This window comes from Allobosea sp. Root483D1 (assembly GCF_001429505.1).
GTDB lineage: Bacteria > Pseudomonadota > Alphaproteobacteria > Rhizobiales > Beijerinckiaceae > Allobosea.
Window position 1 is genome coordinate 1056850 of the sequence record NZ_LMJW01000022.1, and the last position, 11823, is coordinate 1068672.

The 11823-nt window shown below is 67.2% G+C and carries 9 protein-coding genes; 4 read left to right on the top strand and 5 right to left on the bottom strand.

The window, feature by feature from the left end; genetic code table 11:
* Positions 1-20 precede the first annotated feature (20 nt).
* Positions 21-1226, bottom strand: a complete 1206-nt coding sequence (locus ASE66_RS27690; protein ID WP_057192909.1) for a cysteine desulfurase family protein — start codon at positions 1224-1226, stop codon at positions 21-23.
* A 290-nt stretch (positions 1227-1516) separates the two neighbouring features.
* Here ASE66_RS27690 and ASE66_RS27695 point away from each other — a divergent pair, with 290 nt between their 5' ends.
* Entirely contained in the window at positions 1517-2188 is a 672-nt protein-coding gene (locus ASE66_RS27695; RefSeq protein WP_057192910.1) for an alpha/beta hydrolase, read from the top strand.
* Between the two features lie 75 nt (positions 2189-2263).
* A complete protein-coding gene (tyrS, locus tag ASE66_RS27700) occupies positions 2264-3514 on the top strand; it encodes a tyrosine--tRNA ligase (RefSeq protein ID WP_057192911.1) in 1251 nt (416 codons plus the stop codon).
* A 36-nt stretch (positions 3515-3550) separates the two neighbouring features.
* Here the strand turns inward: tyrS and ASE66_RS27705 are convergent, their stop codons facing one another.
* Positions 3551-7030 carry a hypothetical protein gene (locus ASE66_RS27705; RefSeq protein WP_057192912.1) on the bottom strand — a complete coding sequence of 1160 codons (3480 nt, stop codon included), beginning with the start codon at positions 7028-7030 and terminating at the stop codon, positions 3551-3553.
* A 227-nt stretch (positions 7031-7257) separates the two neighbouring features.
* On the opposite strand from ASE66_RS27705, the gene ASE66_RS27710 reads away from it, so the two are divergent.
* Positions 7258-7716 (top strand): peroxiredoxin, encoded by a 459-nt coding sequence (locus tag ASE66_RS27710; protein ID WP_057192913.1) that lies wholly within the window; start codon positions 7258-7260, stop codon positions 7714-7716.
* Between the two features lie 239 nt (positions 7717-7955).
* Positions 7956-9233, top strand: coding sequence for a M23 family metallopeptidase (locus ASE66_RS27715; RefSeq protein WP_162262540.1), 1278 nt, complete (start codon positions 7956-7958; stop codon positions 9231-9233).
* Positions 9234-9314: 81 nt separating this feature from the next.
* Here ASE66_RS27715 and ASE66_RS27720 read toward each other — a convergent pair whose 3' ends face one another.
* The 3 genes from ASE66_RS27720 to ASE66_RS32790 all read right to left on the bottom strand — a co-directional run bounded on the left by ASE66_RS27720 (position 9315) and on the right by ASE66_RS32790 (position 11788).
* Positions 9315-10430, bottom strand: coding sequence for an SGNH/GDSL hydrolase family protein (locus ASE66_RS27720; RefSeq protein ID WP_057192915.1), 1116 nt, complete (start codon positions 10428-10430; stop codon positions 9315-9317).
* A protein-coding gene (gene prfB / locus ASE66_RS27725) for a peptide chain release factor 2 (protein WP_156412353.1) occupies positions 10427-11555 on the bottom strand; the annotation gives its coding sequence in 2 pieces (ribosomal slippage) (positions 10427-11485 and positions 11487-11555; 1128 coding nt in all). The genes ASE66_RS27720 and prfB overlap by 4 nt, the downstream gene beginning before the upstream one ends.
* Positions 11556-11650: 95 nt before the next feature.
* Positions 11651-11788 (bottom strand): hypothetical protein, encoded by a 138-nt coding sequence (locus ASE66_RS32790; RefSeq protein WP_200964643.1) that lies wholly within the window; start codon positions 11786-11788, stop codon positions 11651-11653.
* Between the last annotated feature and the right edge of the window lie 35 nt (positions 11789-11823).

Genomic DNA, 11823 nt, shown 5'->3' on the forward strand with positions numbered 1-11823 from the left:
TCTTGGTCTTGCAGAAGGCCTCAGGCGGCTGCCTGAACCTTCCGGTTCGGGTTCGCGGCCAACGCCTTGGCATAGGCCGCGATGAATTGGTCGATGTCCGCCTCGCAGGTGGTCCATCCGAGCGAGGCGCGCAAGGCCCCTTCGCTCATGACAGGGTCGACGCCCATGGCTGACAGGACGTGCGAGCGCCTGACCTTGCCGGACGAGCAGGCCGAGCCCGAAGACAAGGCGACGCCGGCAAGATCGAGCATGATCAGCGCAGTCTCGGCCTTGATGCCGGGCGTCGCGAAGGCGGAAGTGTTGGGCAGGCGCGAAGCCTCGCCGCCGAAGACAATCGTATCGGGCGCGAGCGCCACAAGCTGGGTCTCCAGCTGGTCACGCAGCGCAGCCAAGCGGGCTGCCTCGCCTGCGAGCGCCTTGCGCGCTTCTTCAGCGGCAACGCCGAAGCCGACGATGCCCGGCAGGTTCTCGGTGCCGGCGCGCCAGCCGCGCTCCTGACCGCCACCGCGCAGGGGCTTGTCGGCGAGCTCGAGCGCCCCGGTGCGGAACACGATCGCGCCGACGCCCTTGGGGCCACCGATCTTGTGGGCGGACAGCGTCAGAGCATCGACGCCCAACGTATTGATATCGATTGCGATCTTGCCGGCGGCCTGGACCGCGTCGGAGTGTACGAGCGCGCCATGACGCCTGGCGATGCCAACGATCTCGGCGATCGGCTGCAGCACGCCCGTCTCGTTGTTGGCGAGATGCACCGAGACCAGCGCGCGCTCATCGGGCCGCTCCGCCGCGAGGCGCGCGAGCCGCTCATCGAGCCAGCCGAGATCGAGGAGCCCCTCGCCATCGACCGGGATCGCCTCGGCCTGTCCGGCTGGGAAACGATGTCCGTCACGCACGCAAGGATGTTCGCTGGCGCTGTGCAGCAACAGCGTAACCGGCGCCCGCACGCAGTCGCGTGCACCGCTGCAGTCGCTGAGACCCGGCGACAGGATCGTCGCATTGGCCTCGGTACCACCGCTGGTGAAGACGACATTGCTCGCCTTGGCGCCGACGAGCGCGGCGACCTGCTCGCGGGCCTGTTCGATCGCGCCACGGGCCGCGCGGCCCTCATTGTGGACGGAGGACGGGTTGCCCGGCATCTGCAAGGCCCGCAGCATCGCCTCCGCCACGGCCGGGCGAACCGGCGTCGTGGCGTTGTGGTCGAGATAGCTGCGGGTCGTCGCGAACACCTGCGCTCATGCTCCGTTCCGGAGGGCTTGCCCGAAGGCGCGGCACGAAATGCTTGAAATCGCACCCCTGCGCCGTGCTATAGCCGCCCGTCCGAGCCGCGACGGCCGGAACAGCAAGCGGCGTCCCGCTCGTATGTTCCGGTCTTGTTCACGGCTGTTAGAACCATTCTAAGCGCTTGATGTAGGGCGCGAGTGGCGGGGCCGTCAAGGGTGAGCAGGCTTTTCAGCGGCAGCAAAGCCGCTTTTCAGCAAGCCGCCCGCGAGCTTCGCCCGACAAAAGGCGAGATGCGATGCCAGAGGTGATTTTCAACGGACCGGCCGGCCGGATCGAGGGTCGGTACCAGCCCGCCAAGAAGCGCGGCGCGCCGCTGGCGATCATCCTGCATCCGCACCCGCAATTCGGCGGGACGATGAACAACCAGATCGTCTACAACCTGTTCTACACCTTCGTGAACCGCGGCTTCTCGGCCCTGCGCTTCAATTTCCGCGGCGTCGGCCGCAGCCAGGGCCATTTCGACCACGGTGCCGGCGAGCTCTCCGATGCCGCCGCCGCGCTCGACTGGATGCAGGCGCTGAACCCCGAGGCCAAGAGCTGCTGGATCACCGGCGTCTCGTTCGGCGCCTGGATCGGCATGCAGCTGCTGATGCGCCGCCCCGAGATCGAAGGCTTCATGTCGATCGCGGCGATGGCGAACCGCTACGACTTCTCCTTCCTCGCCCCCTGCCCGTCCTCCGGCCTGTTCGTGCACGGCTCGGAGGACCGCGTCGCCCCGGTCAAGGAGGTGATGGCGGTGATCGAGAAGGTGAAGACCCAGAAGGGCATCCAGATCGAGCACGCGGTGGTCGAGGGCGCCAACCACTTCTTCGATGGCCGCGTCGAGCAGCTGATGGAGCAGGTCAGCGCCTATCTCGACCGCAAGGTCGGCCCCGAGATCCTCAAGAGCGAGCAGGAAAAGGCCTAAAGCGCCCCGCTTCGCACCGGCCGGAATGACGGCGCCCTCCTCGGAGGGCGCCGTGCGCCAGAACCGAGAACCGTCATGACCGCCTTCAAGTCCGATTTCCTGCGCGTGCTCGACGAGCGCGGCCTGATCCACCAGATCTCCAATCCGGAGGAGCTCGACAAGCTCTGCCGGCAGGGGCCGCAGACCGCCTATGTCGGCTATGACGCGACCGCGACCAGCCTGCACATCGGCAACCTGATCTCGGTCACCATGCTCTACTGGTTCCAGGAGACCGGGCATCGGCCGATCACGCTGATGGGCGGCGGCACCTCGATGGTCGGCGATCCGTCCTTCCGCGACGACCAGCGCAAGCTGCTCTCGATCGAGGAAATCAACGCCAATATCGAGAGCATCAAGAAGGTCTATTCGCGCATCCTGCGCTATGGCGACGGCCCGAGCGATGCGCTGATGGTCAACAATGCCGACTGGCTGCTCAAGCTCAACTATGTCGAGTTCCTGCGCGATGTCGGCCGGCACTTCTCGGTCAACCGCATGCTCTCCTTCGACTCGGTGAAGCTGCGGCTCGATCGCGAGCAGTCGCTCTCCTTCCTCGAGTTCAACTACATGATCATGCAGGGCTACGACTTCGTCGAGCTCAGCCGCCGCTATGATTGCCGCCTGCAGATGGGCGGCTCCGACCAGTGGGGCAACATCATCAACGGCGTCGACCTCTCGCACCGCATGGAGGGCAAGCAGCTCTTCGCGCTGACGACACCGCTCTTGACCACCTCGTCCGGCGCCAAGATGGGCAAGACTGCCAGCGGCGCCGTCTGGCTCAACGGCGACCTCTTCAGCCCCTATGAGTTCTGGCAGTATTTCCGCAACACCGAGGACGCCGATGTCGGCCGCTTCCTCAAGGTGTTCACCCGCCTGCCGCTGGACGAGATCGCCCGGCTCGCCGCGCTCGGCGGCTCGGAGATCAACGAGGCCAAGAAGGTGCTGGCGACCGAGGCGGCTGCGCTGCTGCATGGCCGCGAGGCCGCCGAAGCCGCTGCCGAGACCGCCCGCAAGACCTTCGAGGAAGGTGGGGCCGCCCACGACCTGCCCAGTGTCGAGGTGCCGGCAGCCGAGCTCAAGGCTGGCATCGGCGCGCTCAACGCCTTCGTCAGCGCCGGCCTCGTGCCCTCGACGGGCGAGGCCCGCCGCCAGATCAAGGCCGGCGGCCTGCGCGTCAACGATGCGCAGGTCAGCGACGAGCGCGCGACGTTGACGCCGGCCGATCTGGTCGACGGCGCGATAAAGCTCTCCTTCGGCAAGAAGAAGCACGTGCTGCTGCGGCCGGTCTGACGGCCACGGTCTCGAACCGGGAAATGGCCTGAGCGCTCAGCGCTCGGCCGTCCCGGGCACGGGCAGGTTTCCGCCCGGCCGTGTCTGCCCCATCGGACCGCCGCCGAGCGGGTCGACGAAGCGGCGCAGGATGCCCGGCGCGATCGCCGAGAGCGGGTTCACCGTCATGGTCGGCTGGCTCGCCGAGCCCGAAACGCGGAAATTCACCGCGAACAGCCCGCCATATTGCCCACCGCCGAGGATCATGCCGACCACCGGCACCTGGGCGAAGGCGTTGTTGAAGGCATAGCCCGGAACGAAGGTGCCGCCGATATCGACGCGGTCGCGGCCATAGTCGACATTGCCCTGGATGGTGAAACCGATCTGCTGGCCCCAGAGCACGGCGTCGCTGATGTCGATCCGGCTGGCACTGCGCGCGAACTCGGCGCGCAGCTTGGTGAAGGCGACATCGCTAGCATCGATGCGCGGAGCGGGTGCGCCGGTGCTGTCCAGTGCGCCAGGCGATTGCGAACCCGGCGGGCCGACGACGCGGCGCAGGGCCGGCTCGTCCCGCACCGTGAAGTTCCGCATCAACAATTCGCCCGGCTGGCGTCCTTCGCCGGCGCCGAGCTGCAGCGTCAGGTCGCCGCCATAGGCACGGCGATAGAGGTCGAGGAAGCGCAAGGTGGCGCCGCCATTATCCGACTGCACCACGATCGAACCGGCCCCATCGCCTTGCTTGACCTGCTTGATCGTCAGGTCGGCTCGCCCGATCCGACCCTGATAGGCGATCGAGCGGACGGCGCTGTTCCGGCGCGAGAGCTTGAGCTGCGAATTGCCGAGTGCCTCGTTGTTGAAGCCGGTCAGGATCGGCACGTCGAGATCGAGATCGAAATCGGGGCCCGATGCGGCGTTCTGGCTGCCGCGCGCGCCGGCTCTGGCGGGCGCGGCCGGCGTGTTGAAGAGATCGCGGACGAAAGGCCGCGCATCGAGCACCGCCCCACGCACCGAAAGCTTGGTCAAGCCGCCGTCGCGGCCGATCTCGACCTTGGTCAGATTGTCGCCCGGCGACAGGCGCAGCTGCGAGAAGCTGGCGCTCTCGAACGCGTTCTGCTTGGTCAGCGAGATGCGCCCCTTGGCCAGCAACGGCGCGCTCTCGATCGTCAGATCCTCCAGATCCGGGCCGTCATCGTCGCTGACATAGGTGAAAGTCGCCTTGCCCGCCCGGCCGGCCGGCTTGCTCACGCCGGGAACGCCGGTGTCGATCGCAGCCTTGGTCAGGTCGACCTCGACGCGCGGTGGCGCCTCCGGAGTCTTGCCGAGCGGCTTCACGACCTTGACCTGCAAAGGCCCGCTGATGCCAGTCTCGGGCCCGAAGCCACGCCGCTTCAGCGCAGCGTTGTCGAGCATCAGCGAGACGCTGGCCTCGCCCTGGCCCTTGACGTTCTGCTTGAGCTCGATCGGCGCCTTGTCGCCGCCGACCCTGCCCTCTCCCTTGATCGAGAGCTGCCCGCGATCGTAGTTCAGCGCCAGATTGGCGCCCTCCAGCTTTTCGCCGCCGAGCAGGTTGTCGGAGGCGATGTTCGACAGCGCGCCGCTGCTGCGGATCACGACGTCGTTGAACTGCAGATCGTTGGCCAGCGGCAGGGAGAGCTGGTTGCTCAGGTCGATCGCGCCACGCAGCGCGCCCGGCTCGATCTTGAGCGGCGAGAACTCGCGCAGCGACGGGAAATTGAGAAGCGCGACCAGCGCGTCGGCCGAGCCCGTCGACTTGAAGCCGATCTGCGCCTGCGGCCGGTCCCCCCAGGTCTCGGACATGGCGAAGGTGCCTTCGCCAAGCTGGAGCTTGCGGCCCTCGCCGAGCTCGGCCGTGGCCTGGGAAACGGTGAGATCGACGGTGCGGCCGGTCGTCGAGCCGACGACGCGCGCATCGGTGAGCAGCGGCAGGCCGGGATTGGGCAGGAAGCTGACCTGCGAGGCCTTCAAGCGCACTGCGACGGCATCGTCGTCCATGCCCTTGCCGCTCCACAGCCGCATATTGGCCTCGTGCGACATCGTCACCTTGACGTCGATCTCCTCGACCCGCCCGCTTTTCACCATCTCGGAGAGGGCGCCATGCAGATCGGGCGAGGTCACAGCCGGCCAGACCGCGAGCGCCGCCCGCATGTCGGTGTCGACCGCCCTGATCTGGAATTGATGCGAATTCTGCTCGTCACGCCGGCGCGCCATGCCGGAGCCCTCGGCATTGATCAGCGGCCCCTTGATCGAGAGCTTGCCCATCCGCACCTCGCCCGCGCCCGGATCGACCTCGATCTGCGTGCTCAGCGCCGAGAGGACGACGGCCGCGTCCTTGCCGATGCCGGCCACCTGCCCGGCGCCGTCGAGACCCAGCCGCCAGATGCCGCCTTCATTGTGAGCTTCGCCGCTTCCAGCGAGCTTCGTCTCGCCGGCCAGGAGCTGGGCGGTGGCTACCTTGATCGTCTTGAGCCCGTCCTCACTGGTGAAGTCGAGCTTGGCGCCCTGGACCTCGATCGGGTCGAGTCCGGCATTGTGGACCCTGATCACGCCCGGGGCGACGGCGAGTCCCGCCGCCAGCCTCCGGTCACCGCTGCCGGTCTGGGTCATCGAAATCTTGCCGCTGAGCGCCAGGCCGTCGAGCGCGACCGTGGCGTTGCCGAAGGCGAGCGCCACCGCCTCGGCCGGCTCGAAGCGCTGGATGTCGATCGTGGCGCTGCGCGTGCCGTCCGGCGCACTCGCAAGGTCGATCGCCAGCTCCTTCCAGCGCGGACCGATGCGCCCCTTCATCGACAGCCGCGCCTGCCCGCCACCGAAGCGCTCCAGCTTGAGGTCGACATCCTCCAGGCCGGAGCGCTGCCGCCCGGCCGGGTCGATCAGCGTTACCCGTGCCCCGCCAATGCCGGCGACCTCGAGCGAACCGAGCAGGCCGTCATTCGAGACCAGCGCGCCGATCGCGTTCATCGCCCCCGCGAATGCATCCCAGTCGACCGGGTCGCCGGCCACGGGTGTCTTCGAGACCTGTTCCGGCTGGGCATCCTGCTCCAGCAGCAGCGACCCGTCCTGCCTGACGCCGAGGCGGATATTGACGCCGCGCAGGTCGAGCGAGACCAGGCGGAAATCGCCGCGCAGCAGCGCCATCGCATCATAGCCCAGCACCGCCTCCGGCGCCCGGAACGAAGCCCCGCCCGCATGCCGGAACGAGACCTCGCGGAGGCGCAGGCGCGAGCGGCCGTCGGCGCGGTTGAGCTCGGCATGCTCGGCCTCGACCTTCCAGTTCGGCCCGAGCCGTTCCTCGATGGCAGCCGAAATCCGGCCCTCCAGCCCGGAGAGCGGGATGAAGCCGCTGACCAGCAAGGCAGCGGCTGCGAAACCGAGCATGACGAGCGCGACGCAGGCCGTGACGGCGATGGTGACGATGCCGCGCCAGGCACGCTTGGCGACGGCGACCACTTCCTCGCACTCCGCCGCAGGCGCAGCACCGGATACGGGGGCCGCCTCGATCTTGCTGTCGTTGGTCAACGAATCGCTTCTTGTCTTGCTGTTCGAATCGTGCGGATCGATGCGATGGCTGGTGCAGGGGTCGCCGCGCCATTCGCATGATGCGCCTGATCCCGGGAGCGGTACAGCAACAGCCAAGCTAGCTGATTCGTTCCCGGCGGGTCTGGTTTGTGGTCTGAGCCGGCTTGTCGCGTGCGGCTTGCCCCGCCCTTGCATGTGATCGAGACCAAAGGAAGGCGACGAAGGCGTTGAACGAAGGCATTCCGGCTCCAGACTTCACCCTGCCGACCGATGGCGGCGGCTCGCTCACGCTCTCCAGCCTTCGCGGCCGCAAGGTCGTGCTCTACGCCTACCCGCAGGACGACACGACAAGCTGCACCAACGAAGCGCTCTCCTTCGACGCGCTGCGCGACGATTTCGCCGCCGCCGGCACGACCGTCATCGGCATCTCGCCGGATTCGGTGAAGCGCCACGACAAGTTCAAGCAAAAATACGACCTGAAGCTGACGCTCGTCTCGGATGAGCATCGGCAGGCGATCGAGGCTTATGGCCTCTGGGTCGAGAAGCAGCTGTATGGCCGCCACTATATGGGCGTGGAACGCAGCACCTTCCTGATCGACGCAGCCGGCAAGATTGTCCGCGTCTGGGCCAAGGTCCGGGTCAAGGGCCACGCCGAGGCCGTGCTCGCCGCCGCCCGCGAGCTCTGAAGCGACAGCCTTACCCTGAGCCTTCATTCCGGGAAGCAGCCTTCGCACTGCGCCCCGGGATGAAGACCGGGTTTCCGGAGACAGCCTTACGAAATTCCGACCCGAACGCGGCGAAACCGACCGTGATTTGCGATTGATTAACCCTAACGGGGTCTAATCACCCTATCGCAGCGTCACTTCCGGTTTTGCGTATGACCTCCTCGGATTCCCGCGCCCAGGCCACCGGCCAAGAGCTTGCCGTGACCGGCCTTCTCTCCCGCCGCAGCTTCACTGTCCGCCGTTCGACCGCCTTGCTCGGCTTGAGCCTGCTGGCGCTGACCACCGCCTGGAGCGGCGCGACGAGCTGGTACATCCTGCGCAAGGACGACCTCGCCGCACGCTTGATCAGCCGCGAGACCTCGCGCCAATACGCCTATGAGGACCGGATCGCGGCGCTACGCGCCGATGTCGACCGGCTCGCCAGCCGCGCCTTGCTCGATCAGGACGGGGTCGAAGCCCGCGTCGGCGAGATCGCCATGCGCCAGGCCGAGCTCGAATCGCGGCAATCCCTGGTCAACGCCGTCGCCGAGAGCCTGCAAACGGTCGGCGTCGGCGCGTCGCAGGCCGCCAAAAATCCGCTGCGTCAGCGCATGATCAAGCCCGAGGAGCCGATCCGCGCCTCCGGCGTCACCAGCTTCGCGCCTTTCGCCACCGGCAAGCCGACTCCGGCGCCGGAAACCCTGCCATTGCGCGGCGCCGGCGACCGCTCGACGCCATGGCAGTCGGGCGAGGCCGAGGAACCGGTACCTCCGGCCAAGCGCGTCGCCGAAACCCTGACCCAGCTCGACCAGTCGATCGAACGCAGCTCGGCTACGCAGCTCGCAGCCCTGCGCGAGATCGACAAGACTCTCGGCGACACCCAGAAGACCCTGCGCACTGCGCTCGCCGAAACTCGCCTCGACACCGACAAGCTTACCGTCGCGACCCCGGTTCCGAAGGGTGTCGGCGGCCCCCTGGTGCCGGTCAATCTCGACCCCTCGGCGGGACCGTTCGAGGCGACCTTGAGTTCGCTGCAGCCGCGTATCGCGACAGTCTTTCGGCTGCGCGGCCTCGTCGAGCAATTGCCGATCCGCCGGCCGCTCGCCGGAGAGCTCGAGCTGAGCTCCAATTACGGCTATCGCGCCGATCCCTTTACGCGCGGCGCCGCCCTGCACACCGGCATGGACCTGCGTGCCGAGCACGGCTCACCGGTGCGGGCCACCGGGCCCGGCAAGGTCGTGACGGCCGAGTATTCCGGCGGCTACGGCAATATGGTCGAGATCGAGCATGCCAGCGGCATTACCACCCGCTATGCTCACATGTCCGCGATCCTGGTCAGCGAGGGCCAGATCGTCACCGCCGGCACGCTGGTCGGCCGCGTCGGCTCGACCGGCCGTTCGACCGGCCCGCATCTGCATTACGAGACCCGCATCGACGGCGATCCGGCCGATCCGAACCGCTTCCTGCGCGCCGGCGACAAGCTCGCCGGGCAGCTCTGAAGCCGCCTCGGGCGCACGCAAGAAACTTCACAGTCCGCTGCAGCATTCAGCTACAGCGGGCTGTTTTGATTCGATAATGCCTTAGCGCAGAGCGTCAGCGAGCGCCACGCCGGCCACCTGGTGACCGTACTCGTTCCAATGCGCGTCAGCCTGGAACTCGAAGCGCTTGCCGGCCTTCGCCCAATCGGCGGCGAAGACCGGATGCAGGTCGAGGAAGGCAATGCCGCGCTTGGCCGCCATCTCCGCCGCGATCCGGTTGAGCTTCAGGGCCGGGCTGTCCCTGCGGCCGGCATAGATCGCCTCACGGTCGCCATCCATGACCAACTGGAGCCGGGCCCCGATCGAATCGGCGCGCGCCTTCAGCCGGCCGAACAGATAGTCGGTCGCGACGCGGATGTCGGCCTCCTGGGCCAACACGCTCGCCACGTCGATATTGGCGGCATAGCCGCCCTCGCCTGCCGCCTTGGCCGGCCCGAAGATCGCATCGACCAGCGTCTGCGGCCTCACCTGCCAGCGATAGAGCAGGAAGCGCGCCGTCGCGCTCTGGCGCAGGATCTCGAACCAGCCGGCGCGCCAGGGCGCGGGCGCGACCTCGCCGACGACCTTGCCGCCTTCGATCTTCAGCTTGAGGAAGCTCGACGTGTAGCGCCCCGGCCTGAAGACGAAGCTCTCGTCGAAGTCATTATGGACCAGATTGACTACGATCAGATCGGGGCGCCGCTGAACGACCTCGCGCTCGATCATCTGCAGATACTGGCTGAGCGGCGCGCCGGCGACGCCGAAGCGCTGGACCTCGACCGGGCCCTTGGCGGCCAGCCGGGTGCCGAGCACCTCGGCGAAGGTCTTGTCGAACGGCACCTGCAGCGCCTCGACGAAGCTGTCGCCGACGAAGGCGACGCGGCTCGTTCCCGGCTTGCGCTCGACGAGATAGTCCGGCAGCGGCGAGTTCCAGCCCTGCGCATTGATCCTGTAGGGCGCGGCGATTTCGTCGCGCACGCGCCAGACGCCGCTCTGCCCGGGCTGGTAGCGCACGACCTCGTTGACGAAGGCATTGCGCGGCACATCGCTCGCCGGCATCACGAAGCGGAACAGCACCAGCTCGCAGAACAGCAGGAAGACGACGACGCTGCCGAGGGAGACCGCGAGATTGACCAGGATCTCGCGGCCGCGGGAGCGTCTACCCTCGCCCTCGCTCAATCGATGTCCTCGACTTCGACGCTGGTGCCGTAGACGCGCTGCGCCAGCGACGCCTCCATGAACGGGTCGAGATCCCCGTCGAGCACGTCCGATGGCGCGGTCGAGGTGACACCGGTCCGCAGGTCCTTCACCAGCTGATAGGGCTGGAGCACATAGGAACGGATCTGGTGGCCCCAGCCGATATCGGTCTTGGAGGCCTGCTCCGCGTTCGCTTTCTCTTCCCGTTTCTTCAGCTCGGCCTCGTAGAGGCGGGCACGCAGCATGTCCCAGGCCTTGGCCCGGTTCTTGTGCTGAGAGCGTTCCTGCTGGCAGGCAGCCACGATACCGGTCGGGATATGGGTGATGCGCACCGCCGAATCGGTGGTGTTGATGTGCTGGCCACCCGCGCCCTGCGCCCGGTAGGTGTCGATGCGGCAGTCGGATTCCTTGATGTCGATGACGATGCGGTCGTCGACCACCGGGTAGACCCAGACCGAGGCGAACGAAGTCTGCCGACGCGCGTTCGAATCAAACGGTGAGATGCGCACCAGCCGATGCACACCCGATTCCGTCTTCAGCCAGCCATAGGCGTTGTGGCCCTTGAACTGCAGCGTCGCCGACTTGATGCCGGCCTGGTCGCCATCCTGGTATTCCAGCATGTCGACCTTGAACTTCCGCCGCTCGCCCCAGCGCCGGTACATGCGCAGCAGCATCTCGGCCCAGTCCTGGCTCTCGGTGCCGCCGGCGCCGGGATGGATCTCGACATAGGTGTCGAGCATGTCGGCCTCGCCCGACAGCAGCGTCTCGACCTGCCGGCGCGCCGCCTCGGCCTCGACGGCCTTGATAGCGGCCTCACCCTCGGAGACGGTGGCCTCGTCGTCCTCCATCTCGCCGAGCTCGATCAACGTCAGCGCGTCGTCGAGCTCGCGCTCGAGCTTGGTGATGCCGTTGATCTGGTCCTCGAGCGAAGTCCGTTCGCGCATCAGCTTCTGCGCGTTCTCCGCGTCGTTCCAGAATTCGGGACCTTCGGAGAGTGCGTTCAGCTCCGCCAGGCGTCGTTGTGCGACATCCCAGTCAAAGATGCCTCCTCAGCAGTCCGATCGACTGCTTGGCGTTATCGAGTTGCGTCTGGATTTCGGGGCGCATGATCCTGGATCGAGGTCCTGTGCAGAGGGCTGTTCGGGCGCTGGCATAGAAAGGATGCGCGGCGCTGTAAATGCCCGGCCCTGAATGGCCGGCGCTCAGAAGCCGCAGGCGAGGCAATGGCGCCCGCCGTCATGGCGATATTCGGCCTTCCAGTAATGCGGGTCGTCGATGTCCTCGTAGTCGAGCCCCGCCGTCAGCGTGTAGCGTTTGCGAAAGGGTCGTTGGAGGATCACCAGCAGCTCGCAATGCGGAGGCCAGTCGGCGATCT

Excerpts from the sequence above, each read along its gene's own strand:
- ASE66_RS27695 (WP_057192910.1), top strand. The coding sequence starts at position 1,517 with ATGCCAGAGGTGATTTTCAACGGACCGGCCGGCCGGATCGAGGGTCGG.
- tyrS (WP_057192911.1), top strand. The coding sequence starts at position 2,264 with ATGACCGCCTTCAAGTCCGATTTCCTGCGCGTGCTCGACGAGCGCGGC.